28 protein-coding genes are annotated in these 25,410 nt (G+C 70.7%); 14 read left to right on the top strand and 14 right to left on the bottom strand.

Annotation, left to right across the window (positions count from 1 at the left end; all coding sequences use genetic code 11):
- Nucleotides 1-4 precede the first annotated feature (4 nt).
- On the bottom strand, nucleotides 5-1,114 hold the full coding sequence (locus ETD85_RS23195; RefSeq protein ID WP_138691871.1) for a serine/threonine-protein kinase: 1,110 nt from the start codon (nucleotides 1,112-1,114) through the stop codon (nucleotides 5-7).
- An 864-nt stretch (nucleotides 1,115-1,978) separates the two neighbouring features.
- Here ETD85_RS23195 and ETD85_RS23190 point away from each other — a divergent pair.
- The gene (locus tag ETD85_RS23190) at nucleotides 1,979-2,167 is read left to right on the top strand and encodes a DUF5999 family protein (RefSeq protein ID WP_138691870.1); all 189 of its coding nucleotides are present in this window, start codon (nucleotides 1,979-1,981) and stop codon (nucleotides 2,165-2,167) included.
- A 109-nt stretch (nucleotides 2,168-2,276) separates the two neighbouring features.
- Here ETD85_RS23190 and ETD85_RS23185 read toward each other — a convergent pair whose 3' ends face one another.
- Together ETD85_RS23185 and ETD85_RS23180 are read right to left on the bottom strand one after the other, a co-directional pair.
- Nucleotides 2,277-3,929, bottom strand: coding sequence for a fumarate hydratase (locus ETD85_RS23185; RefSeq protein WP_138691869.1), 1,653 nt, complete (start codon nucleotides 3,927-3,929; stop codon nucleotides 2,277-2,279).
- Nucleotides 3,930-3,993: 64 nt separating this feature from the next.
- Nucleotides 3,994-4,866, bottom strand: a complete 873-nt coding sequence (locus ETD85_RS23180; RefSeq protein ID WP_138691868.1) for a DMT family transporter — start codon at nucleotides 4,864-4,866, stop codon at nucleotides 3,994-3,996.
- Nucleotides 4,867-4,934: 68 nt separating this feature from the next.
- Between ETD85_RS23180 and pdxR the strand changes: the two genes are divergently transcribed.
- From pdxR to ETD85_RS23165, 3 genes are all read left to right on the top strand, one after another.
- Nucleotides 4,935-6,365 (top strand): MocR-like pyridoxine biosynthesis transcription factor PdxR, encoded by a 1,431-nt coding sequence (pdxR, locus tag ETD85_RS23175; RefSeq protein WP_138691867.1) that lies wholly within the window; start codon nucleotides 4,935-4,937, stop codon nucleotides 6,363-6,365.
- A 49-nt stretch (nucleotides 6,366-6,414) separates the two neighbouring features.
- Entirely contained in the window at nucleotides 6,415-7,353 is a 939-nt protein-coding gene (locus tag ETD85_RS23170; RefSeq protein WP_138691866.1) for a Gfo/Idh/MocA family protein, read from the top strand.
- A gap of 66 nt (nucleotides 7,354-7,419) precedes the next feature.
- Entirely contained in the window at nucleotides 7,420-8,319 is a 900-nt protein-coding gene (locus ETD85_RS23165) for a Cgl0159 family (beta/alpha)8-fold protein (protein ID WP_138691865.1), read from the top strand.
- Between the two features lie 65 nt (nucleotides 8,320-8,384).
- On the opposite strand, the gene ETD85_RS23160 is transcribed toward ETD85_RS23165, so the two are convergent.
- Nucleotides 8,385-9,554, bottom strand: a complete 1,170-nt coding sequence (locus tag ETD85_RS23160; RefSeq protein WP_138691864.1) for an MFS transporter — start codon at nucleotides 9,552-9,554, stop codon at nucleotides 8,385-8,387.
- 113 nt (nucleotides 9,555-9,667) lie between these two features.
- Here ETD85_RS23160 and ETD85_RS23155 point away from each other — a divergent pair, with 113 nt between their 5' ends.
- Complete coding sequence (locus tag ETD85_RS23155; protein WP_240779325.1) at nucleotides 9,668-10,261, top strand: TetR/AcrR family transcriptional regulator; 594 nt, start codon at nucleotides 9,668-9,670, stop codon at nucleotides 10,259-10,261.
- Here the strand turns inward: ETD85_RS23155 and ETD85_RS23150 are convergent.
- Both ETD85_RS23150 and ETD85_RS23145 read right to left on the bottom strand, forming a co-directional pair.
- A complete protein-coding gene (locus ETD85_RS23150) occupies nucleotides 10,239-10,880 on the bottom strand; it encodes a DUF998 domain-containing protein (RefSeq protein ID WP_170246800.1) in 642 nt (213 codons plus the stop codon). The two genes, ETD85_RS23155 and ETD85_RS23150, sit on opposite strands and share 23 nt — an antisense overlap.
- 132 nt (nucleotides 10,881-11,012) lie before the next feature.
- Nucleotides 11,013-11,720, bottom strand: a complete 708-nt coding sequence (locus tag ETD85_RS23145; RefSeq protein ID WP_206058475.1) for an SDR family oxidoreductase — start codon at nucleotides 11,718-11,720, stop codon at nucleotides 11,013-11,015.
- Between the two features lie 74 nt (nucleotides 11,721-11,794).
- Here ETD85_RS23145 and ETD85_RS23140 point away from each other — a divergent pair, with 74 nt between their 5' ends.
- On the top strand, nucleotides 11,795-12,346 hold the full coding sequence (locus ETD85_RS23140) for a TetR/AcrR family transcriptional regulator (protein WP_138691862.1): 552 nt from the start codon (nucleotides 11,795-11,797) through the stop codon (nucleotides 12,344-12,346).
- Between the two features lie 64 nt (nucleotides 12,347-12,410).
- Complete coding sequence (locus tag ETD85_RS23135) at nucleotides 12,411-13,061, top strand: DUF1707 SHOCT-like domain-containing protein (protein WP_170246799.1); 651 nt, start codon at nucleotides 12,411-12,413, stop codon at nucleotides 13,059-13,061.
- Nucleotides 13,062-13,153: 92 nt separating this feature from the next.
- Here ETD85_RS23135 and glpX read toward each other — a convergent pair whose 3' ends face one another.
- Entirely contained in the window at nucleotides 13,154-14,188 is a 1,035-nt protein-coding gene (glpX, locus tag ETD85_RS23130) for a class II fructose-bisphosphatase (protein ID WP_138691860.1), read from the bottom strand.
- A 244-nt stretch (nucleotides 14,189-14,432) separates the two neighbouring features.
- Between glpX and ETD85_RS23125 the strand changes: the two genes are divergently transcribed.
- The 3 genes from ETD85_RS23125 to ETD85_RS23115 are packed head-to-tail and all read left to right on the top strand — an operon-like array spanning nucleotide 14,433 to nucleotide 15,835.
- Nucleotides 14,433-15,041, top strand: a complete 609-nt coding sequence (locus ETD85_RS23125) for a TetR/AcrR family transcriptional regulator (protein ID WP_138691859.1) — start codon at nucleotides 14,433-14,435, stop codon at nucleotides 15,039-15,041.
- Between the two features lie 11 nt (nucleotides 15,042-15,052).
- Entirely contained in the window at nucleotides 15,053-15,583 is a 531-nt protein-coding gene (locus ETD85_RS23120) for a DUF4245 domain-containing protein (protein ID WP_138691858.1), read from the top strand.
- A 15-nt stretch (nucleotides 15,584-15,598) separates the two neighbouring features.
- A complete protein-coding gene (locus ETD85_RS23115) occupies nucleotides 15,599-15,835 on the top strand; it encodes an exodeoxyribonuclease VII small subunit (RefSeq protein ID WP_138691857.1) in 237 nt (78 codons plus the stop codon).
- Nucleotides 15,836-15,885: 50 nt separating this feature from the next.
- Here ETD85_RS23115 and ETD85_RS23110 read toward each other — a convergent pair whose 3' ends face one another.
- Complete coding sequence (locus tag ETD85_RS23110) at nucleotides 15,886-16,296, bottom strand: nitroreductase family deazaflavin-dependent oxidoreductase (RefSeq protein ID WP_138691856.1); 411 nt, start codon at nucleotides 16,294-16,296, stop codon at nucleotides 15,886-15,888.
- Nucleotides 16,297-16,385: 89 nt separating this feature from the next.
- Between ETD85_RS23110 and ETD85_RS23105 the strand changes: the two genes are divergently transcribed.
- Nucleotides 16,386-16,994, top strand: coding sequence for a TetR/AcrR family transcriptional regulator (locus ETD85_RS23105; protein ID WP_240779324.1), 609 nt, complete (start codon nucleotides 16,386-16,388; stop codon nucleotides 16,992-16,994).
- A 24-nt stretch (nucleotides 16,995-17,018) separates the two neighbouring features.
- Here ETD85_RS23105 and ETD85_RS23100 read toward each other — a convergent pair whose 3' ends face one another.
- From ETD85_RS23100 to ETD85_RS23090, 3 genes are all read right to left on the bottom strand, one after another.
- Entirely contained in the window at nucleotides 17,019-17,375 is a 357-nt protein-coding gene (locus ETD85_RS23100) for a VOC family protein (RefSeq protein ID WP_138691855.1), read from the bottom strand.
- 73 nt (nucleotides 17,376-17,448) lie between these two features.
- Complete coding sequence (xseA, locus tag ETD85_RS23095) at nucleotides 17,449-18,672, bottom strand: exodeoxyribonuclease VII large subunit (protein WP_138691854.1); 1,224 nt, start codon at nucleotides 18,670-18,672, stop codon at nucleotides 17,449-17,451.
- A 58-nt stretch (nucleotides 18,673-18,730) separates the two neighbouring features.
- Entirely contained in the window at nucleotides 18,731-19,573 is an 843-nt protein-coding gene (locus ETD85_RS23090) for a hypothetical protein (protein ID WP_138691853.1), read from the bottom strand.
- Nucleotides 19,574-19,673: 100 nt separating this feature from the next.
- On the opposite strand from ETD85_RS23090, the gene ETD85_RS23085 reads away from it, so the two are divergent.
- Nucleotides 19,674-20,639, top strand: coding sequence for a 4-hydroxy-3-methylbut-2-enyl diphosphate reductase (locus ETD85_RS23085; RefSeq protein WP_138691852.1), 966 nt, complete (start codon nucleotides 19,674-19,676; stop codon nucleotides 20,637-20,639).
- Between the two features lie 21 nt (nucleotides 20,640-20,660).
- On the opposite strand, the gene ETD85_RS23080 is transcribed toward ETD85_RS23085, so the two are convergent.
- Entirely contained in the window at nucleotides 20,661-21,170 is a 510-nt protein-coding gene (locus ETD85_RS23080; protein ID WP_240779323.1) for a DUF6542 domain-containing protein, read from the bottom strand.
- Between the two features lie 15 nt (nucleotides 21,171-21,185).
- Nucleotides 21,186-22,457, bottom strand: a complete 1,272-nt coding sequence (locus ETD85_RS23075) for a DNA recombination protein RmuC (protein ID WP_138691850.1) — start codon at nucleotides 22,455-22,457, stop codon at nucleotides 21,186-21,188.
- A 95-nt stretch (nucleotides 22,458-22,552) separates the two neighbouring features.
- Between ETD85_RS23075 and ETD85_RS23070 the strand changes: the two genes are divergently transcribed.
- Together ETD85_RS23070 and ychF are read left to right on the top strand one after the other, a co-directional pair.
- On the top strand, nucleotides 22,553-23,275 hold the full coding sequence (locus ETD85_RS23070) for a hypothetical protein (RefSeq protein WP_138691849.1): 723 nt from the start codon (nucleotides 22,553-22,555) through the stop codon (nucleotides 23,273-23,275).
- An 11-nt stretch (nucleotides 23,276-23,286) separates the two neighbouring features.
- Nucleotides 23,287-24,363, top strand: a complete 1,077-nt coding sequence (gene ychF / locus ETD85_RS23065; RefSeq protein ID WP_138691848.1) for a redox-regulated ATPase YchF — start codon at nucleotides 23,287-23,289, stop codon at nucleotides 24,361-24,363.
- A gap of 697 nt (nucleotides 24,364-25,060) precedes the next feature.
- Here ychF and ETD85_RS64750 read toward each other — a convergent pair.
- Nucleotides 25,061-25,410 (bottom strand): hypothetical protein (locus tag ETD85_RS64750; protein WP_206058473.1); only part of this gene is annotated, 350 nt, incomplete at its 5' end.

Raw genomic sequence — 25,410 nt, 5'->3', positions numbered from 1 at the left:
TGCTTTACCCTCGCTTGCGAAGTTCTCTTGGCCAGAACCGCCGAGGAAGGCACAACTTTATCACCGTCGCTTTGAAACGGGCATAAGCGGACGGAGTCGGCCGCGCTTCTACGCGCTTCCTGTGTACGCCTTCGCCGGGTTTACGTTCCTGCCTGGGCGGGGGCACGGTCAGCGCCGCGGCCGTGGCCTCCGCTCTGTGCAGCCCGCGATGTGCGGGCCTGCGTGTGAAAGACGGGGAGCTCAGCGGGGACGCGGAGCGTTCGGGCCTGCGGGGCGTCAGCGGCTCCTCGGCCGAGCCGCCCGCGGCCACCCTGGCCAGCATGAGCGAGGCCCGTACGGAGTCGAGCCTGGTCTGGGGGTCGATCCTGAGCAGCGCGTCCAGCACGGGAGCCAGCGGGCCCGCCTTGCTCATGGGGATCGGCTCGCCGCTGGTGAGCGCCGCGAGCGCGGCGGCGGCCGTACGCCGGCCGTGCAGGCCCCTGCCCTCGACGGCTGTGTAGAGGGTCGCGCCGAGCGACCACAGATCGCCCGCCGGACTGGCCTTCGAGCCGAGCACCCGCTCTGGAGCGATGTATCCGGCGGACCCCAGGACGATGCCCGCCTGGGTGATGGAAACGTCACCTTCGAGCGCGGCCAGCCCGAAGTCGGTCAGCACCGCGCGGTCCTCGGTCACCAGCACGTTGCTCGGCTTGACGTCGCGGTGCAGGATCCCCTTGGCGTGCACGGCGCGCAGCGCCCCGAGGATCTGCCGGCCGATCTCGGCGGCCCTGCGCGGGTGGAGCGGTCCGTGTTCCTGGATGAGCTGCTCCAGGGACTTGGCCCGCAGCAGCTCCATCACGATCCACGGCCGGTCGTCCTCGGTGACGACGTCGAACACGGTGATGACGGAAGGATGCGCGACCATCGCGGTCGCCCTGCCCTCGCGTTCGGTACGGGCGCACAGCTCAGCGCGCAGATCCTCGTCGAGCACGGACGGCAGCCGCACTTCCTTGACCGCCACGTCACGGTCGAGGAGCTCGTCATGCGCCCGCCAAACGGTGCCCATGCCGCCGCGACCAACCGGCTCCATGAGCCGGTAGCGCGCGGCGAGTAGGTAACCGGAGGGCGCACGCATGCCAGGCAGCTTACCTATTTGTGTAAACCGACCAGTAGAGGCGGGGCCGATAATTTGTTGCGAACTTAAGTCAACCCGCCTGACTCGTCACGTCAGCAAACCTCCTGGCCACATCTGGCCTGTTGATGAGGCCCTCAGTTTCGCCGCGGTCCGGACGCACGTTGCGATAGTGAAGATAGTACGCGTGCTGCCAGGGCGTCGACCGCGAGCGGCGGCGGCCGGCCGTGGCGGTCGCGTCCGCCGGGGATCCGGGAAGCCGCCGCCGACTCCCGGAGCGCCGCCGGCGCCGCCACTGTCGCCAGTCGCTCGCAACTACCCCGCTCTCGCGGCCTGGGTCTCGTCTTTACGCGATGGCGAAGATTGGTTGGGTCCCGCGGCGCGAGTGGCTTACCGCCGCCCGCGCGCGCCTCTCGGCCGAATTCTTCGGGCCGCGTTTCCGCAGCTCACCATGGGTGTGTGTCGATCGGCACAGCATCGTCGCGAAGAAGTGGGCATGATGCCTTGTAGGGGACTTTCACGCGTACGGCAGGCTGGCTGACAGGAACCGCGCGGTGCCGTCAGCGAGTTGTAAGGGTGCCGTAAGGAGACGGGGGCATGGTTATGACATGCAAGAAGCAGCGCTCCCGCAGCCGGCCGGAAAGTGTCGGCGCCGATCGTCACACTGGGGGCGTACGCGAAGGTTCCACAACTGAAGACCCACCACTGACGACAGACCACTGAGGGACGTGATGAAGATGCGCCAGACCCAGGTTCGCCGCCGGCCGAAGAAGTCGACCAGAGCCACGCTGGACCTTCGCACGCCGTCGGGGCGATCGTTGCCCTTTTGAAAACCAGGAACCAGGAGCGCCATCTGAGAGGTGCGCGATGTGCAGTCACTTCCCCGCTTGCCCAAGTGCCGACTCGCTCGACCGTGAGGCGTCGCACGTGATCTCGGCCCACCCTGACCAGGGCTGGAGCCTTCTTTGCAACGGCGTCGTGCTGTTCGATGACACCGGCCTGCTGCTGCCCGACGGCTCCGTCGTGGCGCCGCACAGAGCGCCGGTCGCCGCGTGACCGCCCCGCTTCGCGAGAGCCCCCTTGAGGTGCCGAGCGGTTAGCTCGCCCACTCGGCACCCCCCGAAGTCAGGCGTCAGCGCCGCCCGCACCCCCGGAGCCTGAGGCGTCAGCGCCGCCCGATCGACAGCACCGGGCCGGTCTTGTCGGTGAAGAAGTCGTCCCCCTTGTCGTCCACGACGATGAACGCGGGGAAATCGACCACCTCGATCTTCCACACGGCTTCCATCCCCAGCTCGGGATATTCGAGCACTTCCACCTTCTTGATGCAGTCCTGGGCCAGCCTGGCCGCGGGACCGCCGATGGAGCCCAGGTAGAAGCCGCCGTGCGTGGCGCAGGCCTCCGTGACCTGCTTGGACCTGTTGCCCTTGGCCAGCATCACCATCGAGCCGCCCGCCGCCTGGAACCGCTCCACGTAGGAGTCCATCCGCCCGGCCGTCGTGGGCCCGAACGAGCCCGACGCGTACCCTTCGGGGGTCTTGGCCGGTCCGGCGTAGTAGACGGCGTGGTCCTTGAGGTATTGCGGCATCTCGCCGCCGTTGTCCAGCAGCTCGGCGATCTTCGCGTGCGCGATGTCGCGGGCGACGACGAGGGGGCCGGTGAGGGACAGCCGCGTCTTGACCGGATATTTCGTCAGCTGGGCGAGGATCTCCGGCATCGGGCGGTTGAGGTCAACCTTGAGAACGTCGTCCGACAGGTGCTCGTCGGTCGTCTCCGGCAGGAACCTGGCCGGGTCGGTCTCCAGCTTCTCCAGGAACACGCCCTCCGGCGTGATCTTGGCCAGCGCCTGGCGGTCGGCCGAGCAGGAGACGGCGATGGCCACCGGGCAGGAGGCCCCGTGCCTGGGCAGGCGGATGACGCGTACGTCGTGGCAGAAGTATTTGCCGCCGAACTGCGCCCCGATCCCGAGCTTCTGCGTCAGCTCGAAGACCTTGGCCTCCATCTCCAGGTCCCTGAACCCGTGCGCGGAGGCCGAGCCCTCGGTGGGGATCGAGTCGAGGTAGCGGGCGCTGGCGTATTTCGCGGTCTTGAGCGCGAACTCGGCGGACGTGCCGCCCACGACCACGGCCAGATGGTACGGAGGGCAGGCCGCGGTGCCCAGCGAGCGGATCTTCTCCTCGAGGAAGGCCAGCATGCGCTTCTCGTTGAGTACGGCCTTGGTCTCCTGGTACAGGAACGACTTGTTGGCCGAGCCGCCGCCCTTGGCCATGAACAGCAACTTGTACTCGTCGGCGTGACCGTGTGGGTCCTCGGCGTAGAGCTCGATCTGCGCCGGCAGGTTGCTGCCGGTGTTCTTCTCCTCCCACATGGTGAGCGGAGCCATCTGCGAATAACGCAGGTTGAGCCGGGTGTAGGCGTCGTAGACGCCGCGGGAGACATGCTCGGCGTCGCGGCCGTCGGTCAGCACGTGCCGGCCGCGCTTGCCCATGACGATCGCGGTGCCGGTGTCCTGGCACATGGGCAGCACGCCGCCGGCCGAGATGGAGGCGTTCTTCAGCAGGTCGAGCGCCACGAAGCGGTCGTTGCCGCTGGACTCGGGGTCATCGACGATCTTCCTGAGCTGGGCGAGGTGCGAGGCCCGCAGGAAATGGGAGATGTCGTGGATGGCCGTCTCGGTCAGCAGCCGCAACACCTCCGGCTCGACCTCCAGGAACGTACGCCCAGCCGCCTCGACCTTCCGCACCCCCTCCGTGGTGATCAGCCGATATTCCGTGTCATCGGCTCCCAGCGGCAGCAGGTCGGTGTAGTCGAACTCGCCCATGTCCATCCTTTCGGGGTCCCCTAGAGATTAGTCCCTCCGCGGCGGACCCCGTCAGGCGGTGGGCTCAGGCCTCGTTCGGTGCGGCGACGGGCGCGCGGGACCGCCCGGCGGTCAGGCCCACCAGGATGCCCGCGATCACCAGACCCGCCCCGAGCAGGTCGTACGCGGACGGCGTCGCGATCCCGAGCACCGCGCCCGTGGTGATCGCCGCCACCGGGATGAGCCCGGCGAACAGCCCGGCCCGGCCGGGGCCGAGCTTGGGCAGCGAGGTGTACCACAGGAAGAACGCCACCACCGTGACCACGATCGCCAGATAGGCGAGCCCGAGCGCCTCCGCCACGGTCGGCATCCGCAGCATGCCCGTGCCCTCGGAGGCGAAGCCGATCGCGCCCAGCATCGGCACCGCCAGGGTGGTCGAGTACGCCGACACCCTGATCGCCCCCAGCCTGGGCAGCAGGGGGATGGCCAGCAGGGAGAAGCACAGCTCGCCCACGAGCGCGCCGAGCGCCCACAGCAGGCCGGTCAGGTTGCCGCTGCCGAGGCCGGTGGCCAGCGTGGCCCCCGCCACCACCACGCACGCCCCGATGAGCAGCCGGGGCGCGGGCCGCCCGCCGGCCAGCGCCAGCGCCAGCGGCACGGTGCCCAGCACCGTCCCGACCAGCGCGGGCCCCGAGTCGTTGGTCGACTCGACCACGCAGACGTTGAACATCACCAGGCCGAACAGGGCGAGCCCGACCAGGCACAGGGCCTCGCGCAGGTTGGGCCGGACGAACCGCAGGCCGAGCACTCGCGTTATGACAAGCAGAATGACCGCTGCCACGAGATACCGCACTGCCTGCCCGCCGTATATGGGATAGCCGCCGATGAGTCCTGACACTCCCGCGAGGGTGCCGACCAGGAACATCGCCGAGGCGGCGCCCACGATTCCGCTCTTCATGCGAAGGATGCTAGAGAGACAATGGTTCGCGAAAACAGTCCAATGTCCCGGCAGAAGACAGGACCAATATGGCCGACCTCCACATCAAGATAAGTCGCGACAAGGGAGGCATTGCCGGGCAGATCGCCTCTGAGCTGCGCGACTCCATCCGGGGCGGCCGGCTCACGCCGGGCACGCGCCTGCCCGCCACCCGCGACCTCGCCGCCGATCTCCAGGTCTCCAGAGGCGTGGTGGTGGAGGCGTACGAGCAGCTCGTCGCCGAAGGCTTCCTGGTCTCCAAGGTCGGCGTCGGCACCCAGGTCACGCCCAAGGCCGGCAACCGGTCGCCGAACAGGGCGGACGGCGGGCAGCGCAGCGTCCCGCCGCCCCGGCCGGCGCCCCCGCAGGCCCGCCAGGTGGCGAGCACCCCCGTGTGCGCTCCGTTTTGGGGTCATCGCCCCACCTCCCCAGACCTCAGCCACTTCCCCCGTGAAAGATGGCTCGCCGCCGTGAGGCACGTGCTGACCACCGTACCCTCGGACGCCCTCGACTACGGGGACCCCGGCGGCGTGCCTGAGCTGCGAGAAGAGCTGGCCGGCTACCTCCGGCGGGTCCGCGCGGCGGACGTGCGCCCGGAGAACCTCGTCATCGTCGGCGGCGTGGCGCAGGGCCTGAGCCTGGTGCTGCACGTCCTGACCCGGCAGCGCCCGTTCCGGCTGGCGGTGGAGGACCCGACGAGCCACCGCCAGACCCCGCTGCTCCGGCGGGCCGGCGCGCACCTGGTCCGGGTCCCCGTGGACGAGGAGGGCCTGGACGTGCGCCGGCTGAGCGGGGACGCGGTGCTGGTCACCCCCGCGCACCAGTACCCGACCGGCGTGGTCCTGTCGCCGCCGCGCCGCGCCGCGCTGATGGAGTGGGCGTACGCGGGCAACCGCACGATCCTGGAGGACGACTACGACGCCGAGTTCCGCTTCGACCGCGATCCCGTCGGCTGTCTCCAGGGGCTGGCGCCGGACCGCGTGATCCTCTCGGGCAGCGTCAGCAAGGCGCTGGCCCCCGGGCTCCGGCTGGGCTGGGTGGCCGCGCCGCCGGACCTGGCCGAGGCGGTGTGCCGGGCGCGGGGCGAGCTGGACCTGGGCTCGCCGGTCATCGAGCAGTACGCCCTGGCCCACTTCCTGCGGACCGGCGGCTACGACAAGCATCTGCGCCGGATGCGCAGGGAATACCGGCGTCGCAGGGACGCCCTGGTCACGGCGCTGGCCGAGGAGCTGCCCGAGATCCGGGTCAAGGGCATCGACGCGGGGCTGCACGTGTACCTGGAGCTCCCGTGCGGCTGGGACGAGCGCGAGGTGACCCGGCTCGCGCAGGGTGTCGGGCTGTCGGCCGAGGCGGTGGGCCCGATGCGGGGGTCGCAGGGGCCGCCGGCGATGGTGGTGGGATTCGCCCGGCTGCCGGCGCACAAGGCGGTCGAGGCCGTAACGGGCTTGAAGGTCAGAATGTCAGGACAAAACGTTGACTGAGGGAGAAGTGCTCGCCTAGAAAGAGACTCATACCCGGAACGGAGGCGCCATGCGTGTGGGACTGCTGGGTTTGGGCAGGATCGGAGCCTTTCACGCCGCGACCCTGGCCACGCATCCGCTGGTGGACGAGCTGATCGTGGCCGATCCCGTGCGTACGTCGCCGTACGGCAGGCCGGGTGATCCGTTCGAGGCGGACGCCGTGGTGATCGCCACCCCGACCGGCACCCACGCCGAGCTGATCATCAGGGCCTGCGAGCGCGGCGTGCCGGCCTTCTGCGAGAAACCGGTCGCGGGCACGGTGGCCGACACCGTGAAGGTGCTGGAGTCGGCCCAGGGACATCGGGTGCAGATCGGGTTCCAGCGCAGGTTCGACCCCGGGTACGTGGCCGCTGCGCACGCCCTGCGCGCGGGCGAGCTGGGGGAGCTGCACCGCGTACACCTGATCACCGCCGACCCGGCGCCGCCGCCCGCCGAGTACATCGCCACCTCCGGCGGCATCTTCCGCGACTGCCACATCCACGATTTCGACATCCTGCGCTGGGTGACCGGCCGCGAGGTGATGTCGGTCTACGCGACGGGGGCCAACCGGGGGGCCGCCTTCTTCGCGGCGGCCGGCGACGTGGACAACAGCGCCGCGCTGCTCACGCTGGACGACGGCACGCTGGCCACCCTGCAGGGCTCGCGCTACAACGGCGCCGGGTACGACGTGCGCATGGAGCTGGCCGGCACCGAGCGCACCCAGGTCGTCGGGCTCGGCCCGCGCGCCCCTCTGCACACGACCGAGGGGCCTCCGAGCGGCGAGGAGCCCTGGCCGGACTTCGTCACCCGGTTCGAGACCGCCTACCGCAGGGAGATCGACGGTTTCCTGCGGGCGGAGGAGAGCCTGTGCTCGATCGAGGACGCTCTAGAGGCGCTCTACGTGGCCGAGGCCGCCGACCTGTCGCTGCGCGAGCGCCGTCCGGTCGAGGTCGCGGAAGTGCGGCGATGAAGCCCGCAGGGGGCCCCGCGAGCGAGGTCCCCTGCCCGGGTCGCCGGCCCGGCCGTACCTGTCCGGATGAGGTGCTGGGGGTTGGCTGACTACCACGAGCTGCGCGCGGTGCGGGCGAGGCACCCGGAGCGCGTCGCGGAGGCGGCGGCGGCCAGGCGGCGCAGGCCGCTGTTCGGGGCGCGCGACCAGCTCATGATCATCGCCGCCGACCATCCGGCCAGGGGCGCGCTGGCGGTGGGCGGCCGGCCCCTGGCCATGGGCGACCGGGTCGAGCTGCTCGACCGGCTGACGACCGCGCTGCGGCGGCCGGGCGTGGACGGGCTGCTGGCCACGCCTGACGTGGTCGAGGACCTGCTGCTGCTCGGCGCGCTCGACGACCTGCTCGTCATCGGCTCGATGAACAGGGGCGGGCTGCAGGGGGCCGTGTTCGAGTTCGACGACCGGTTCACCGCGTACGACACCGGGGCCATCGCGCGGATGCGGCTCGACGGCGGCAAGATGCTGTGCAGGATCGCGCTCGACGAGCCGGGCACCGCCGCGACCCTGGAGTCCTGCGGAAAGGCGATCACCGAGCTGGCCGAGGCGGGCCTGGTGGCGATGATCGAGCCGTTCTGGTCGCGCAGGCCGGGGCACGACCTCTCGCCGGACGGCGTGATCAAGGCGATCAGCGTGGCCCAGGGCCTGGGCGCCACCTCGGCGCGCACCTGGCTGAAGATCCCCGTGGTGGCGGACATGGAGCGCGTCATGCGGGCCACCACGCTGCCGACGCTGCTGCTCGGCGGCGACCCGGGGGACGCGCCCGACCTGGCCTACGCCGCCTGGCGCGAGGCGCTGCGGCTGCCCGGCGTGCGCGGGCTCGTCGTCGGGAGGGCGCTGCTCTACCCGCCGGACGACGACGTGGCCGCCGCCGTCGACCAGGCCGTCGCCATGCTGGACCCCACCCCGCCGGGAACGCCGGAGAGCTGAGCCCGCGCGGGACCGGCCCGGCGGCGAGGACAGGGCGCCGCAGGACCGCGGCCTGGCGGCGAGGCTCAGGCGGCGGACGGCTCGGCGGCCTGCTTGGGCTGGAAGCCCGGCGCGAGCAAGATGATCACGGCGGCCAGCACCAGCGGCGCGACGAACGCCACCCGCATGTCCGCGGCGTCCGCGATGCCGCCCACCAGGGCCGCTCCGACGATGAAGCCCACGTAGTTGAAGAGGTTCACCCTGGCGATGGCCACCCCGGTCCCGGCCGGGTCCAGCTTGCCCGCCGCCGAGAACGACTGCGGCGCGACCACCGACAGCCCCACCCCGGTCAGCCCGAACGCGACGATGCCGAGCGGCTGGTTCGGGGCCAGGACGACGCCCAGGAACCCGAGCGTGGCGATCACCCCGCCGATCCTGACGATGGCGGCGGGGCCGTACCGGCGGACCGCGAAGTCGCCGCCGAGCCGGACGGCCAGCGTGGTCGCCTGGTAGGCGACGTAGGCCAGCGGGATCACCCGGGGGCCCGCCTCCAGCACGTCCTTCATGAACACGGTGTTGAAGTTGGAGACGGCGGCGTCGCCGACGTACAGGAAGCCCATGGCCAGGCAGAGCGGGATGATCGGCCGCCAGGGGAAGCCGCCGGAGGTGTCGTTCGCCGCGACGCCGTCCACCTTCTCCTCCTCGAACGTGCACAGGTCCCGCCCGGCGTAGAGCGAGCCCGCCACGGCCAGGACCATCGGCAGCGTCATGATGACCGCCAGCGGGAGGTCGGCCGCCGCCGACGCCCACAGCGCCCCGGCCATGCTGAGCACGCTCCACACGCAGTGGAACCCGTTCAGCACCTGGACGCCGTACCTGCGCTCGACCGCCACGCCCTGCATGTTCATGCCCGCGTCCACCGCGCCCACCGCCACGCCGAACAGCAGCAGCACGGGCACCAGCAGCAGCACGTTCGGGGCGAGCCCGGCCAGCACGACGGCGAGCGCGACGACCGGCTGCGCGATGCGCAGCAGCGGCTTGCTGCCCTTCCTGGCGGCGAACGACCCCGCGGCCACGCTGCCGACCCCCGCGAACACGGGGACGATCAGCAGCAGGAGCGTCAGCGTGCCCTCGTCGAGCCCGTGTTTGGCCTGGAGGTTCGCGACCTGGATGAGGAGCGAGGCAAAGGACAGGCCCTGTACGGCGTAGACGACGTACGTGGCGGCGCGGGCCTGGCGATCACGCGGGGACGGCACGGCGGCCTCCTGATCGGGGGGAAATCAAACGTGAGGCGGGGTCAGGTTAGCGGCTGCCGGAGGCGCTCCGCCAGCATGACATCCGGCGCGGACCCCGGGATAGGGTTCCGGAGGTGAAGCGGGGTTATGCGTCCGGCGAGGCGCGCAAGGAGCGCATCCTGGCCGCGGCGCTCATGGAGTTCGCCGAGAACGGCTACCGGGGCGCGTCGCTGGCCCGCATCGCCGAGCGCGTCGAGCTGTCCCAGGCCGGCCTGCTGCACCATTTCAAGAGCAAGGAGCTGCTGCTCGTCGCGGTGCTGGACTACCGGGACGAGCTCGACACGCGCAAGTTCGACCTCGGCTCGGCCGGCGGGATCGACGCGTTGCGCGCCCTGGCCGACGTGGTCGAGCACAACTCCAGGGTGCCCGGCCTGGTGCAGCTCTTCTCCGTGATCAGCGGTGAGGCCGTGACGCCCGACCACCCCGGGCACGCGTGGGCCAGGCGGCGCTACCGCCGGCTGCGCGCGGACGTGGCCGCGGCGCTGCGCACGGGGGCCGAGCGCGGCGAGCTCCGGTCAGGGCTGGACGCCGAGGCGCACGCCGACCGGCTGATCGCGATGATGGACGGCCTGCAGACGCAGTGGCTGATCGACCCGGACCGGGTGGACATGGCCGCGATCTTCAGAGGCTACGTGGACGACCTCATCACCGTGCTGCGGCCTGTGTAGTCGCCGCCGGTGCCGGTTCCTGCGCCGGTCGAGCGGCCGGCCGGGCCGCCGCCCACAGGCCGAGCGCCAGCAGCGCGGCCACCTCGGTGACGGCCAGCCCGCGCTCCACCAGCCCGAGCGGCATGACCCGGTACCACGGCAGCCCGTTGCCCGCCCCGATGAGCATCGCCGTGCCGATGCCCATCACCCACAGCACGGAGCAGATCCCGAAGCCGAAGGCCACCACCGTGGCCCTGGACCGCTCGCGGTGCTGCCACGGCCTGGCGATGATCACCGCGGCCAGCGGCAGGCTGAGGAAGGCGACGAAACTGCCCACCCGGTGGATGCTCCCGCTCATGCTCGGCCCGACCGACCAGTCGTGCTTCTCGAACCAGGCCGTCATGAACAGCCCGACGCTCCACGCCATGAGGGTGACGGTGCCGACGATCCCGGCCAGCTTCCTGCGCGCCAGCGACACCGCGATGGCCGCCGACCCGGTCGCCAGCAGCCCGACCCCGAGCCCGAAGATCCAGCCATCCGGGCCGAGGCCGTGCTCGCTGATGGTCCGCCTGAGCGGGTTCATCTCGTCGAGGCCGGTCAGCTCCAGGCCCACGATCACCGCTATGCCGGCGCCTGCCACGCCGAGACCCCATCGCGCCGGTTGATGCACGCACACCCCTTATGTCGGGATCTTTGCCAGGATCCTTTGCTGGATCAACGGCCAGAAGTGCGCACAGATTCCGGTGAACACTGACTTTTCACGCCAGCGTCCTCAGGCCTTCAACCGCCCTCCACCGTCCACCGTGAGCACCGTGCCGGTCACGAACGCGTTGCGCACCACGTACTCGATCGTGGCGGCCACGTCCTCGGGGGTGCCGACCCGGCCGGTCGGCAGGCTCGCGGCGGTGCCCTCCAGGAACGCCGTCCGCGCCTCGTCCCCGATCTCCGACCACCAGTCGGTGTCGATCACGCCGGGGGAGATCGCGTTCACCCTGACGGGCGCCAGCTCGACGGCCAGGCCGGGCACGGTGGCCTCGATCGCGCCGTTCACCGCCGCCAGCGTGGCGACGCCGGGGTAGGCCGCGCCCGCGGAGGCGGCCGTCAGGAAGGTGATCGAGCCCTCCTTGCTCAGCACGGGCAATGCCGCCTGCGCGGTCAGCAAGTGGGGGACCAGCTTGTTCCGCACGGCGGCGAGCAGCCCGTCGCCGGTCAGCGCGCTCAGCGGGCCCGCGCCGCCGCGGCCCGTCACGGTGATGATCAGGTGGTCGACACTGCCGAGCCGCTCGAACAGCGCCCGCATCGCCTCGGTGTCGCGCGCGTCGGCGACCTCACCCTTGACCTGGCCGCCGAGCTCCTTCAACGCCGACTGCAGGCGCTCATCAGAGCGGCCGGTGATGAACACCTCGTCGCCGCCCGCGGCCAGCCGGGCGGCGGCCGCGAGCCCGACGCCGGACGTGCCGCCTGCGATCACAACGCGCATGGTCCTGTTCTCCTCAATACGAGACATCATGCCTCGAATATAAACGAGGCACGGTGTCTTGTAAAGTGGGCGCCATGGTAGGCAGACCACGCAGCGAGGTGGCCAGGAAGGCGATCCTCCGGGCGGCGCTCGACCTGTGCGCCCGGGACGGATACCAGAACGTCACCATGAAGGGCATCGCCGAGGCGGCCGGCAGCGGCAGGCAGACCGTCTACCGCTGGTGGCAGACCAAGGCGCAGGTGCTGCTGGAGAGCCTGACGGAGATCCTCGCCGAGGACATGCCGCCGCCGCTCGACAGCGGTGACGCGCGGGCCGATCTGGTCGCGTTCCTGGAGCAGACGTTCGCGCTGGCCAGGGGGGTGGCGGGGCAGGTCGTCGTGGGCCTGATGGCCGACGCCCAGTCCGATCCCGCGCTGGCCGCCGACCTGCGCGCGAGGATCATCGGGCCGCGCCGGGCCGTCCTGCGCTCCGTGCTGGCGCGCGGCGCCGTGCCCGGTGACGTGGACCTGGAGCTCGCGGTCGATCTCGTGTACGGGGTGATGTGGTACCGGCTGCTCAACCGCCACGCCGAAGTGAACGAAGACCTGGCCGAGGAGATCTCCGGCCTGCTGGCGCGAATCCACTGATCCACCCCGATCCGGTTCGTTTCCGGACGAGCGAATGTGGCGAGCGCCAGATATCGTCAGAAGTGTGAACGAACGCGCTGGATCGTGGTTGCCGAAGCTGCAGGAAGTCGGGGAGCGGCTGGCCGAGGAATGGGTGACGGCCCGCCGGCCCCCGTCCACCGGCGACGTGCCGCAGCCGCACGAGCTGCGCGCGTCCGACGCCGACCGCGAGCGCATCGCACAGGTGCTGCAGGACGCCCACGCCGACGGCCGGCTCACCCTCGACGAGCTGGAGGAGCGCCTCGGCACCCTCTACGCCGCGCGCACCCTCGGCGAGCTCGCCGGGCTCACCGTCGACCTGCTGCCCGCCGACCAGCAGCCGCTCAACCTGGACGGCAGGCCCGTCTCCGCCATCTTCAAGAAGGAGCAGCGCGGCGGGCGCTGGGTCGTGCCGGCCGAGCTCGACGTGACGGCCATGTTCGGCACCACCAAGCTGGACTTCCGGGACGCGATCCTGCAGAACCGGCAGATGATCATCAACGCCACGCTGGTCTTCGGCGGCCTGGAGATCCACGTCCCCGAGGGGCTGGAGGTGGTCAGGGTCGTCAAGGGCGAGACGGTCCGCCTGACCAAGCAGCCGACCGAGCCGGGCGCGCCCGTGGTCGAGGTGCGCACCACGAACTTCGCCGGCGAGGTCAAGGTCAAGGAGCCGCCCCGCCGCAAGCGCCGCCGCTGAGCCGAAAGCGCGGGCTCAGGCCGCGGCGATCGGGGCTTCCGGGCCGGCGGTCGGGCTTCCGGGCTCAGCCCGCGGCGGTCGGGCCTCCGGGCTCAGCCCGCGGTGTCGAAGTTGATCGCGCTGTAGGCCCGCAGCTTCCAGAGCTGGTGCTCGCTCTCGATCTTGCGGATCGTTCCCGAGCGGCCGCGCATGACCAGCGACTCGGTCACCGCCGAGCCGGCCCTGAACCGTACGCCCTGCATGAGCTCGCCGTGCGTGATCCCGGTCGCGGCGAAGAACACGTCGTCGGACTTGACGAGGTCGTTGGTGGTGAGCACCTGGCCCAGGTCGTGTCCGGCATCGATGGCCCGGCCCCGCTCGGCGTCGTCACGCGGCCAGAGCTTGCCCTGGATCACCCCGCCCAGGCACTTGAGCGCGCACGCCGCCACGATGCCCTCGGGGGTGCCGCCGATGCCCAGCATGAGGTCGATGCCGGTGCCCGAGCGGGCCGCCATGATCGCCCCGGCCACGTCGCCGTCGGTGATGAACTTGATCCGCGCGCCCGTCTCCCTGATCTCCTTGACCAGCCGATCGTGCCTGGGGCGGTCGAGCACGACCACGGTGACGTCGGACGCCGAGCAGTGCTTGGCCTTGGCGACGGCGTTGATGTTCGCGGCCACGGGGGCCTCGATGTCCACCACGTCGGCCGCTTCCGGGCCCGTGACCAGCTTCTCCATGTAGAACACCGCCGACGGGTCGTACATCGAGCCGCGTTCGCTCACCGCGATCACCGAGACCGCGTCCGGCATCCCGAGCGCGGTCAGCCGCGTGCCGTCGATGGGGTCCACCGCCACGTCGCAGTCGGGGCCGCTGCCGTCACCCACCCGCTCGCCGTTGAACAGCATCGGGGCGTGGTCCTTCTCGCCCTCGCCGATGACCACCACGCCGTTCATCGAGACCGTGTTGATCAGCTGGCGCATGGCGTTGACCGCCGCGCCGTCGGCGCCGTTCTTGTCGCCTCGGCCGACCCACCGGGCCGCCGCCATCGCGGCCGCCTCCGTGACGCGGACGAGCTCCATCGCCAGGTTGCGATCCGGGGCGTGCTCGCCGGTGGCGAGCTCGGCCGGTACGGACGTCTGATCGGACATGATGAGTGGCCTCCTCGTGGGAATCTACGTTGATGGTAGTTGCCCCCTTCTTCCCGGTCCGAGGCGGATAATCTGCCCGGCCCGGAGCGGCCGTCCCGGCGGAGGCCGGTCAGCGGCGTCGTCTGTTAGCTTCTACGTGGCCGCCCTGCACAAGGGAGAACGGATTTTTTGCGCCATACCTCGTGCGCGCCAGAGATCTTGCCTCCACCATGGAGGATGGCGCCCTGCCATGGAGGAGACCCATATGAGCGATGTGGAACCCGTGGTGGTCCAGCCGCGCACGTCCGAGCGCGGTGCGGCCACCCGGAGCTCGCTGCTCGCCGCCGCCAGAGAGATCTTCGTCTCCAAGGGCTTCGCGGAGGCGGGCGTGACCGACGTGGTGGCCAGGGCCGACGCCAGCGTGGGCAGCCTCTATCACCACTTCTCCGGCAAGGCCGACCTCTATCTCACGCTGTGGGAGGAGTTCCAGGCCAAGCAGACGCAGCGGACCAAACACGCGGCCCGCGCGGCCCGCGCGGCGGGCGAGAGCGACCCGATGCGGGTGTTCGTCAGCGCCGCCCGCGCCTATCTCGACGGCTGCCTTGAGGATCGCGAGCTGGCCGCGCTGTTCCTGCGCGGCGACGGGCCGCCCGGCTTCGACGTGGTCATGAGCGACCGGCTGCGCAAGTGGGCGCAGCGCAACGCCGCGCTGTTCGAGGACGAGGCGGCGCTCGTGGTCGTGATCACCGGGGCGCTGGCCGCGGCCGTGTCCGAGGTGGTCCGTACGGGCGACCGCGCCCTGGCCGAGGAAGTCCTGGCCATCATCGGGCAGATCCGCCCGGCCACTTCGGCGACCGCGTCCTCCAGCGGGTAACCTCGCCAAGTGTGCGACGGTTCACCCAAGGTTTCTACGGCTACGCGGTAGCCCTGTTCGTCTGCCTGGCAGGAGCGGGGCTGTTCCTGCTGGTCACCCCGCAGAGCCGGGAGGAGCACATCCCGCGGCTCGAATACTCGATCACCGTCGCCAACTTCGGCCACACGGTGCCGTACGGCGTGTGGGCGCCGAGGCAGGACCCGGCCGGCTGGGTCCCCAACAGCAACAGGATCGCCAAGGGCCAGAACGGCGCGCAGGTGCTCTACCTCGGTTACGCCACGGCCAAGCGGGAGCACGCGATGTTCGTGCAGAGCGACGAGAAGCCGGCCGCCGGGTTCGCCAGCCGCATGGCCAACATCGAGCAGTCCGTCGGCACGCAGCAGGTCGGCGGGGTGACGTGGGAGCAGCGCTTCCGCAAGGACAAGAAGCAGCGCTCGCTGGTCCGGGTCCTGCCGGAGGTGACGCTGGTCATCACCGGCACCGCCGACTGGCCCGAGCTGGCCGAGCTGGCCGCGCTTCTGCAGCAGCGCCCCCAGGGCTGATCTAGGGTGGAGCCCGTGGCAGACGAGAAGGCGCCCTCTTACGAGCAGGCCCGCGAGGAGTTGACCGAGGTGGTCCGCCGCCTGGAGACGGGCGGGCTCACCCTGGAGCAGTCCATCGAGCTCTGGGAGCGCGGCGAGAAGCTCGCGGCCGTGTGCGAGGAGTGGCTCCAGGGGGCCAGGGTCAAGCTGGCCGCCGCCATGGCCCGCCGGTCCGAGCCCACCTCCGGCCACGCCGACGACGCCCCCTTCTGAGCCGCCAGGGCTCCGAAGGGACGCCCTGGCTGCCGAGTGGTCGCCCGCCGTCAGGCCGCGGTGCGCTGGAGGGCGATCACCGGGATGCGGCGGCTGGTCTTGGCCTCGTACTCCGCGAACTGCGCGGCCTGCGCCACCATCCGGGCATAGAGCCGGTCGCGCTCCTCGCCCTCGACGAAGACGGCCTGCACCTCGAACTTCTCACTCCCGACCTCCGCCGTCGCCGCCGGCGTGGCGCGCAGGTTGTGGTACCACGCGGGATTGGTGTCCGCCCCGCCGTTGGAGGCGATGATCACGTAGCGGTCGCCGTCCGCGACGTACATCACGGGCGAGGTGATCTGCCTGCCGCTCTTGGCTCCCGTGGTGGTCAGCAGCACCAGCGGCGAGCCCTCGAACATGCCTCCGACGCGGCCCTCGTTGGCGCGGAACTCGTCGATGACCTGCTGGTTGAAATCGGTCATGGGTGTCGTCAGCTCCTCAGTAATCGGAGAATTCTCCGGTTCGGAGACTAACCGGAGAATTCTCCGGATTCAACCTGTAGGCTCCACCCGTGTGCGAACGCCGATTGCTGCCTCTCGTCGGGCAGCCCCCGCCTGAGCGGGCCGACGCGGCACGCAACCGGCAGAAGATCGTCGAGGTCGCGGCCAGGATGGTCGCCGAGCACGGCGCGGAGGACCTCTCGCTCGATGAGGTCGCCCGCGTGGCCGGGGTCGGCGTGGGCACCGTCTACCGGCGCTTCGGCGACCGGGCCGGGCTGATCTACGCGCTGATCGACGAGCGGGAGCGGCGCTTTCAGCAGGCGTTCTTCGCCGGCCCGCCACCGCTCGGGCCCGGCGCCCCCGCTGCCGAGCGGATCAGCGCGTTCCTGGACGCGCTGGTGGATCGCATCGTGGCGCAGCAGTCCCTGTTCGTGCTGCTGGCGAAGGGGGCCAAGCTCAGCGGCGGGCCGTACCGGGTGCACCACGTGCATCTGGCGACGCTGCTCGCGCAGGCCCGCGGGCACTCGCGCGACGCGGCCTTCCTCGCCGACGCCCTGCTCGCGCCGGTCGACGCCTGCCTGATCGCCCACCAGCGGGAGGAGCGCGGCATGACGGTGGAGGAGATCAAGTCGGGCCTGACCGCCCTTGCCGCGGCCGTCATCCAGGCCCCTGGCCGGTGACCGGTACGCGGGCCTGAGCCCGGGTCAGGTCATGAGGCAGAGCAGGTTCCCCTCCGAGTCCCTGAACGCGGCCATGCGGATCTCCTTGCCCGGCGTCCCGAACGTGCCGTCGTCGGTGAAGATCAGGTGCGGCTCCTCGACGATCTCCACCTCATGGGCGCGCAGCCGCGCCACGTCGGCCTCGATGTCGTCGGAGTAGAGGTACAGGACGGCGGAGGGCGCGCCCTGCTCGATCAGCAGGCGTACGCCGTCGAGGTCGAAGAAGGCGAGCCCGGGCGGCCGGTAGGTGGCGATGTGGCGCACGCCGAGCACGTCCCGGTAGAAGGCGGTGGCCCGGTCGAGATCGTCGGCGTGCTGAGCGACCTGCGTGAGTCCTCTCATGCGCCGAACGTAGCGCACGGGGTACAGCCGCGGCGGGCCGCTGAGCACGGCCCCGCCGGAGATCTGCGATCCGTCACGCCTCTCCGGATTCGCCGGATTCCTCGGCTCGTACGGTCAGGCGGTCGTCGGACAGCCGGATCGTCAGCACGGTGCCGGGGGAGACGTCCTTGGCCAGGCGTACGACGTCGCCCGACGGGTGCTGCACGATGGCGTAGCCGCGCTCCAGCGTGGCCGCGGGGGACAGCGCGACGAGCCGGGCCCGCAGATGGCCGAGGTCGTCGGAGGCCCGGTCGAGCGAGCTGGACAGCGAGCGCCTGGACCGGTCGCGCAGCGCCTCGACCTGCTCGGCCCGGCGTTCGAGCTCGCGCACGGGGTCGGCCAGCGACGGCCGCGAGCGCACCGAGGTCAGCCAGGACATCTCCCGGTCGAGCCAGCCGCTCACCACCCTGCGCCCCCGGTCGCGCAGCTGGCGCACCAGCGTGAGCTGCTCGCCGACGTCGGGGACGACCTTCTTGGCCGCGTCGGTGGGGGTGGACGCGCGTACGTCCGCCACCAGGTCGAGCAGCGGGCTGTCCTGCTCGTGGCCGATCGCGCTCACCACCGGGGTGCGGCAGGCCGCCACCGAGCGGACGAGCGTCTCGTCGGAGAAGGGCAGCAGGTCCTCCAGCGAGCCGCCGCCGCGGGCGATGACGATCACGTCGATGTCGGAGTCGGCGTCGAGCTTGCGCAGCGCCTCGGTCACCTCGCCCACCGCGTACGGGCCCTGGACGGCGACCTCCTCGACCTTGAACCGGACGGCGGGCCAGCGCCTGCGGGAGTTCTCCAGCACGTCGCGCTCGGCTGCGGAGTCACGGCCGCAGATGAGCCCGACCGTGCCGGGCAGGAACGGCAGCCGCCGCTTCCTGTCGGCGTTGAACAGCCCTTCGGCGGCCAGCAGTTTCCTGAGCCGTTCGAGCCTGGCCAGCAGCTCGCCCACACCGACGGGACGGATCTCCAGCGCGGTGAAGGCGAACGAGCCCCTGTTGACCCAGAAGTCCGGCTTGACGTGCACCACGACCCTGGCGCCGTCGGCCGGTCGCGGCTCGGCCGCCTCATAGACGCCGCGCGGGGCGGTGACCCTGGCCGACACGTTGGCGACCGGGTCACGCAGGGTCAGGAACACCGTGCCGCCACGGGCGCTCAGGTCGGTGATCTGGCCCTCGACCCAGACCGTGCCGAGTCTGCCGATCCAGCCGCCCACCATTTGCAGGACCGTGCGGATCGGCAGGGGGGACTCGGGCGTGGTCTTCGAGGTCATGCGGGAAGACTACGCGGGAAAGCGCACTCTGCCGTGGCGAGGGCCGACCCTCGCGGGCCTACGCGTCGGCCTGGAGCTTGGCGAGGCGGTTCTCGAACATCTTGATGACCTCGGGCCGCGCCGCCGTCGCCCGCTCGAAAGCGAGGAAGTCGCCGATCTGCTCGGCGCTCTTGCCGCGCATCCTGGCACGCAGGGAGGCGACGGTCAGCTCGGAGTAGCCGGGCAGCGGCTCGGCCAGGTTCACCGGGACGCTCGCCACCGGCTCGGGCGCGGCGGTCGCCTCGGGGGCGCTCACCGGCTCGGGCGCGACGCTGGGCGCCTCCTCGGCCACGGGCTCGACGACGGGCTCAGCGGCCTTGACCGCGGGCTCGGCGGGCTTGGCCCCCACGACGGGCTCGGCGGGCTTGGCCTCAGCGGCCTTGGCCTCAGCGGCCTTGGCCTCAGCGGCCTTGGCCTCAGCGGGCTTGGCCTCCACGACGGGCTCTGCGGGCTTGGCCTCCGCAGTCTTGGCCTCTTCGGCCTTGGTCTCGGTCTTGCCCGCCGGGGTGAAGATGACCGGGTCGGGCTTGGCCTTGGCGGAGCCGTTGGGCTCGGCGGCGCTGGGCCGCGGGGCGAAGATGACCGGCTCCTTGCGAGCGGGCTTGTCCTCATCCGCCGCCACCGGCGCGGCCACCTGCTCGGCGGCGGATGGGCGGGAGTCGTACTGCTCCTCCTCGCGCTCCTCCTTGCTGCCGATGCCCTTGATCGAGTTCTTCATCCGGTCGACGAGCAACAGCGCCTGTCCTGCGGCGCTGAGCGTGGTCTGCACGACGAGCAGCGGAAGGTCCTTGGCCTTCTCCTTCAACTCATCCTTGTTGGTGACGGTCTTTGCGATGTTGCGTATCACGTCGCTGAGGGACATGACGTCTCCCTGGGAGGTCAGTATTGGACGGTCAGTCTGGCAAACCGCGGGCAACCACGCACGCGCGGGCCTGATGGCCGCTCCACGTAGCATAAGAAGTATGGAGCCCCAGACCCCCTCTTACCGCCGAGTCCTCGTAGCCAAGCCACGGGGCTACTGTGCCGGAGTCGATCGAGCCGTGGTTGCGGTCGAGAAGGCTCTGGAGCAGTACGGAGCGCCGATCTACGTACGCAAGCAGATCGTCCACAACACCCACGTCGTCAAGACACTCGAGGCCAGGGGCGCTATTTTCGTCGAGGAGACCGAGGAGGTCCCCGAGGGTGAGATCGTGGTCTTCTCCGCTCACGGCGTTTCGCCCGCCGTGCACGACGAGGCCAAGCAGCGCGGATTGCGCACCATCGACGCTACCTGTCCGCTGGTCACCAAAGTGCACAATGAGGCGAAGAGGTTCGCCGGGCAGGACTACGACATCCTGCTGATCGGGCACGAAGGCCACGAGGAGGTCGAAGGCACCTCCGGGGAGGCCCCCGACCACATCCAGCTCGTCGACGGGCTCGACTCGGTCGACCGGGTGCAGGTCAAGGACCCGAGCAAGCTGGTGTGGCTGTCGCAGACCACGCTGTCGGTCGACGAGACCACCGAGACGGTCGCCCGGCTCAAGGAGCGTTTCCCCACGCTGATCGACCCGCCGAGCGACGACATCTGCTACGCCACGCAAAACCGCCAGGTCGCCGTCAAGGAGATCGCCGCCGAGTCGCAGCTCGTCATCGTCGTCGGCTCGGAAAACTCCTCCAACTCCAAGCGGCTGGTCGAGGTGGCCAAGGACTACGGCGCCGACGCCTCCTACCTGGTCGACAACGCCGGTTTCATCCGTGACGAGTGGCTCGAAGGCGTCACCACGGTCGGCGTGACCAGCGGCGCCTCGGTGCCCGAAGAGCTGGTCGAGGAGGTGCTGGCGCGGCTGGCCCAGCACGGGTTCGGCGATGTGACGGAGGTCCAGCCGGTGGAGGAGAGCATGCGTTTCGCCCTGCCCCACGAGCTGCGCAAGGACCTGCGCGCCTCCTGATCCGAGCCGGGGGTCCGCGGGTCAGTCCTCGCCGCGCGGAGTCCCGTACACCTTGGGCTCGAAATATCCCTCAGGCTCCGGCACGAACGGCTGGCGCGGGCGCGGCACCTCCGCGCCCGCCTTCAGCTCCTCGCGCAGCTCGCGTACGTTGTCGCGCAGCCCGCGCCGCCACGCCACGCCCAGCACGAGGGCCGAGCCGGCGAACAGCCACGGCGCGCCCGTCGTCAGCGACGTGTAGAGCCCCAGCGCCAGCGACTGCACGATCGACACCGAGCCGAAGGCCCGGCCGAGCTCCACGAAGAGCGTGGCGCAGAAGAACACCAGCGGCGGCGTCACCACCAGCGACAGCAGCTCGCGCCGGTTGACCAGCAGCACGCCGAGCAGGCTGGAGGTCACGAACGCCGCTCCCACCAGGTGCGGGATGTCGAGCAGGGACGTCAGCACGTAGCCCGCCAAGGTGGCGACCAGGGAGAGCGCGATGGCGCCGCGAGCGGTCAGCCTGACAGCTGAACGCCTGCCTTTCTCACTCACCGGTGCACCCCCCATTTACTGCGACCCGTTGGCCAACTTACCGTTCGAGTGCGAAATCAGAGACGCCGTTGAGGAAGAAGGGGTTTCCAGCAGTTCGGGGGAGGCCAGCGGCCTGGGCAGCCCTTCGAGCATCTGCGGGGAGTCCAGGTCGCCGTCGACGACGCCCAGATCGTGCAGCTTGCGCGCGGTGACCAGCACCCGGCTCTCCAGCGAGCCGACCGACTTGTTGTACGCCTCCACGGTCCGCGTCAGCGCCCGGCCCAGCGACTCGACGTTCCTGCCCAGCGACGACAGCCGCTCGTACAGCTCCTTGCCCAGCTCGAACACCGCCCGCGCGTTCTCGCTCAGCGCGGCCTGCTGCCAGGCGTAGTGCGCGGTGCGCAGCATCGTGATCAGCGTGGTGGGCGTGGCGATGTGCACCCGCTTGGTCATGGCGTACTCGAGCATCCCGGGGTCGCGTTCGAGCGCCGGAGCCAGGAAGGCCTCGCCGGGGATGAACAGCACCACGAACTCCGGCGACGGGTTGAACCCCTGCCAGTACGCCTTGGCCGCCAGCCGGTCGATGTGCTCGCGCACGTGCCTGGCGTGCGCGTCGAGCCGGACCGTGGCCAGCGACTCGTCGGACGTCTCAGCGGCCTCCAGATAGGCCGCCAGCGACACCTTGGAGTCGACCACGATGTTCTTCCCGCCGGCCAGCCGGACGACCATGTCGGGGCGCAGGGCGCCTTCCGTGACCTGTTCGTCGAAGTCGCAGTAGCGCTGCATCCCGGCGATCTCGGCCACCCTGCGCAGCTGCAGCTCGCCCCACCGGCCGCGGGCCTCGGGCCGTTGCAGGGCCCTCACCAGGGTCGTGGTCTGGGCGCGGAGCTGCTCGTGGCTCTGCCGGACGAACTCCATCTGCTTGGCCAGCTCCGCCCGCGCCGCCCGCTGGCCCGACTCGGTGTCGCGCAGCTGCGCCTCGACCCGTCCCAGGGCGTCTTTCAGCGGCTCGACCAGGTGCTCGACGGCCTGCTTGCGTTGTTCGAGATCGCCGGTGGCCTCCGCACGGCTGGCCGACAGCCTGGTCTCGGCCAGTTCGAGGAAGCGGATGTTGTTGACGTCGAGGGCGCGCGTGGAAAGGGCCTGGAAGCGCTCGGCGAGCTGCTCCTCGACGTAGACCAGCTTCTCCGCGGCCGACTTGGCCCGCGCGTCGGACTCGGCCACCCGCACCGCCGCCCGCGTCCTGGCCACCAGGAACCCGATGAGCAGCCCGATGGCGAGACCGATGAGAAGCGAGACGACATCCACTCCAGCGATGATTGCAGGACATCGAGCGCGTATCTTCCCGACACGCTTGGGCGTTCCGCTTGTGCGCCATATCCTTCGTCACCCAGAGTACTGGGATGAACACGCTGCCGAAGCTGGCCGCCGCCGGCGCCGTCGTGGCCGTCGCACTGACGGCCCTGGCCGGGGCCGTGATCGCGGGTAGCGGCGGCGGGGACGGCCGTGCCGTGCCCACGCTGCGGTGGTCGCCGGGCGCGTGCGTCAGGGGCGACTACGCGCTGACCCCGTGCAACGGGGGCGAATCCGAGGTCGTGGCGCTGGCCTCCGACCCGCCGGGTCCCGGCGGCTGCCCGGACGACACGGACGACGTGCTGCGCATCGGGCCCGGCCGCACGGCGTGCGTACGCAACTTCCTCGATCCGCACCCCGGCGCGCCGGGCGGCGGCGGTGGCCTGCTCAGGCCCGGTGACTGCGTCGCGCTGGACGGCCGCGAGCAGCCGTGCGCCCGCGCCGGCTGGTACGGCAGGGCCACGGCGCTCGCGCCCGACGCGGCCTCGTGCCCCGCGGGCACGCTGGACACGTTGCGCCAGAGCGCCTCCTGGGTGATCTGCCTCGGCGCGGGCGGCCAGGTGCTGGAGAGGGGCGCGTGCGTGGCCGAGCCCGGCGCGGACGTGCTCACGCGCTCCGCCGTCACCCGGGTGGCCTGCGACTCTCCGCAGGCGTGGGGCCGGGTCGTGTCGTTCGAGAGCGTCGCCGACCGGTGCCCGCCGAGCTCGGAGCGTTACCTGCGCGCCGCGGGCGCCTACCGTCCCGTGACCTGTCTGGACGTGCTGAGCAAGTAAACTCAGGCTCCGTGAGTCTCTCCATCGGCATCGTCGGCCTGCCCAACGTCGGTAAGTCCACGCTCTTCAACGCGCTGACCAAGACGGGCAACGCGCTCGCCGCGAACTACCCGTTCGCCACCATCGAGCCCAACGTGGGCATCGTGGGCGTGCCCGACGACCGCCTGCCCAAGCTGGCCGAGATCTTCAGCTCGGCCCGGATCCTGCCCGCCAAGGTCGAGTTCGTCGACATCGCGGGCCTGGTCAAGGGGGCGTCCGAGGGGCAGGGCCGGGGTAACCAGTTCCTCGCCAACATCCGCGACACCGACGCGATCTGCCAGGTCATCCGCGTCTTCAACGACCCCGACGTCACGCACGTGGACGGCGAGATCTCGCCCAAGCGCGACATCGAGACCATCAACACCGAGTTGATCATGGCCGACCTGCAGACGGTCGAGAAGGCCGTGCCGCGCCTGCAGAAGGAGGCGCGCAACAACAAGGACAAGAAGGCCGCGCTGGAGGCCGCGGAGGCCGCTCTGGCCGTCCTGGAGACCGGCAAGACCATCTTCGAGAGCGGTCTCGACCGCGAGGAGCTGCGCGAGCTGCACCTGCTGACGGCCAAGCCGTTCCTGTACGTGTTCAACCTCGACGCCGACGAGCTGACCGACTCGGCGCTCAGGGAGCAGCTCTCCGCGCTGGTGGCCCCGGCCGAGGCCGTCTTCCTCGACGCCAAGATCGAGTCCGAGCTGGTCGAGCTGGACGAGGAGGAGGCGCTGGAGCTGCTGCAGTCGGTCGGCCAGGAGGAGTCGGGGCTGCGCCAGCTCGCCAGGGTCGGCTTCGAGACACTCGGCCTGCAGACCTACCTGACGGCCGGGCCGAAGGAGACCAGGGCCTGGACGATCCGCAAGGGCGCCACCGCGCCCGAGGCGGCCGGCGTGATCCACACCGACTTCCAGCGCGGGTTCATCAAGGCCGAGGTGGTCTCCTTCGACGAGCTGATCGAGGCCGGCTCCATCGCCAGCGCGCGCTCGGCGGGCAAGGCCCGCATCGAGGGCAAGGACTATGTCATGCGTGACGGCGACGTGGTGGAGTTCCGCTTCAACGTCTGAGTGCGGTGGCCTGAGCGCACAGTCCTAGCGTGGTGGCCTGAGCGTGGTTGGCTGAGCGCGCAGTCTGAGCGCGGCGGTCTGAGCGCGCGGTCTGGACGCGCGCCTGGACGCACCCCTGACGCGCGTCTGGGTGCGTGTTTGGCCGTGGCCGGCGGTACGCGCGACTGAACGCGGTCTTTGTGACGGGTGCGGCCGGATGCGACCGCCGGGGCGCGTTTTCGGCCCCGGTCGCAGGTCACGCCGATCGCTGCCATCGGCGGCCATGGTCTACCTCGGCATCAACCTGGCGGCCGGACTCCCGTCCCCGCCTGCCCGGGGCCGGCTCGCGGCCTCCGTATCGCCGGGGCTTCGTGCAGGGCCGGGGTGCTTTGCCGGATCTGGCCATTGCGCGACGGGTCCTGCGGCGGGTGCCGGGAGCGGCCGGAAAGCTGTACCCCTCGATTGGCGGGATTTTAGCGACGACAAACGGCGTACGCCGTGGCGTCGCTCAGCGTAGTTGAACGTCTCCAATTTCTTCCCGTCGCGAACTCGTCGGCAATCCGGGCAAGTCGCGACTTTTGCCTTCATTGGATGACTCGCCCAAGAGCACCCACCTAGCGTGAGAGCTGATTCCAGTGTCGTGCCGGATGTCTTTCCGATGCCGACGCGGCGTTCCGCCTTCGGGGATCGCCCCCGAGCTCACAGAGACAAGAAGTGATCAGTCATGATCAAGATCAGGCACTCTCTCGCGGCCGGTGCGCTGGTAGCTTCGGCCCTCGCAGCTCCTGCGGTGACATCGATCCAGCCGGCCAGCGCCGAGCCCGCTCTCCAGGGAGCCACCACAGAGACGGTCACGTACCCACTGCATCCGTGCAGGTTCCACAAGAACCCCGCTAGGTGCCGCGCCCGCGGCCACGGCGGCGGGGGTGGCGGCCGCCTCGGTCTGGTTCATCACCTTGTTTTCCATGGTCCATTTCCTCTCGTTCGTCCCCCTTTTGGTGCCGGATGCACCATCCGGAGCCGCCAGGCTTGTGCGATGCATGTGCTCGCAAAAGACATGCCATATTG

Origin of the sequence: Nonomuraea zeae (assembly GCF_005889725.1) — a bacterium.
GTDB lineage: Bacteria > Actinomycetota > Actinomycetes > Streptosporangiales > Streptosporangiaceae > Nonomuraea > Nonomuraea zeae.
This window is presented reverse-complemented; position numbering and strand designations above follow the sequence as displayed.

Excerpts from the sequence above, each read along its gene's own strand:
- ETD85_RS23195 (WP_138691871.1), bottom strand. The coding sequence starts at position 1,114 with ATGCGTGCGCCCTCCGGTTACCTACTCGCCGCGCGCTACCGGCTCATG.
- ETD85_RS23190 (WP_138691870.1), top strand. The coding sequence starts at position 1,979 with ATGTGCAGTCACTTCCCCGCTTGCCCAAGTGCCGACTCGCTCGACCGT.
- ETD85_RS23185 (WP_138691869.1), bottom strand. The coding sequence starts at position 3,929 with ATGGGCGAGTTCGACTACACCGACCTGCTGCCGCTGGGAGCCGATGAC.
- ETD85_RS23180 (WP_138691868.1), bottom strand. The coding sequence starts at position 4,866 with ATGAAGAGCGGAATCGTGGGCGCCGCCTCGGCGATGTTCCTGGTCGGC.
- pdxR (WP_138691867.1), top strand. The coding sequence starts at position 4,935 with ATGGCCGACCTCCACATCAAGATAAGTCGCGACAAGGGAGGCATTGCC.
- ETD85_RS23170 (WP_138691866.1), top strand. The coding sequence starts at position 6,415 with ATGCGTGTGGGACTGCTGGGTTTGGGCAGGATCGGAGCCTTTCACGCC.
- ETD85_RS23165 (WP_138691865.1), top strand. The coding sequence starts at position 7,420 with ATGAGGTGCTGGGGGTTGGCTGACTACCACGAGCTGCGCGCGGTGCGG.
- ETD85_RS23145 (WP_206058475.1), bottom strand. The coding sequence starts at position 11,720 with ATGCGCGTTGTGATCGCAGGCGGCACGTCCGGCGTCGGGCTCGCGGCC.
- ETD85_RS23140 (WP_138691862.1), top strand. The coding sequence starts at position 11,795 with ATGGTAGGCAGACCACGCAGCGAGGTGGCCAGGAAGGCGATCCTCCGG.
- glpX (WP_138691860.1), bottom strand. The coding sequence starts at position 14,188 with ATGTCCGATCAGACGTCCGTACCGGCCGAGCTCGCCACCGGCGAGCAC.
- ETD85_RS23125 (WP_138691859.1), top strand. The coding sequence starts at position 14,433 with ATGAGCGATGTGGAACCCGTGGTGGTCCAGCCGCGCACGTCCGAGCGC.
- ETD85_RS23110 (WP_138691856.1), bottom strand. The coding sequence starts at position 16,296 with ATGACCGATTTCAACCAGCAGGTCATCGACGAGTTCCGCGCCAACGAG.
- ETD85_RS23100 (WP_138691855.1), bottom strand. The coding sequence starts at position 17,375 with ATGAGAGGACTCACGCAGGTCGCTCAGCACGCCGACGATCTCGACCGG.
- xseA (WP_138691854.1), bottom strand. The coding sequence starts at position 18,672 with ATGACCTCGAAGACCACGCCCGAGTCCCCCCTGCCGATCCGCACGGTC.
- ETD85_RS23090 (WP_138691853.1), bottom strand. The coding sequence starts at position 19,573 with ATGTCCCTCAGCGACGTGATACGCAACATCGCAAAGACCGTCACCAAC.
- ETD85_RS23085 (WP_138691852.1), top strand. The coding sequence starts at position 19,674 with ATGGAGCCCCAGACCCCCTCTTACCGCCGAGTCCTCGTAGCCAAGCCA.
- ETD85_RS23070 (WP_138691849.1), top strand. The coding sequence starts at position 22,553 with ATGAACACGCTGCCGAAGCTGGCCGCCGCCGGCGCCGTCGTGGCCGTC.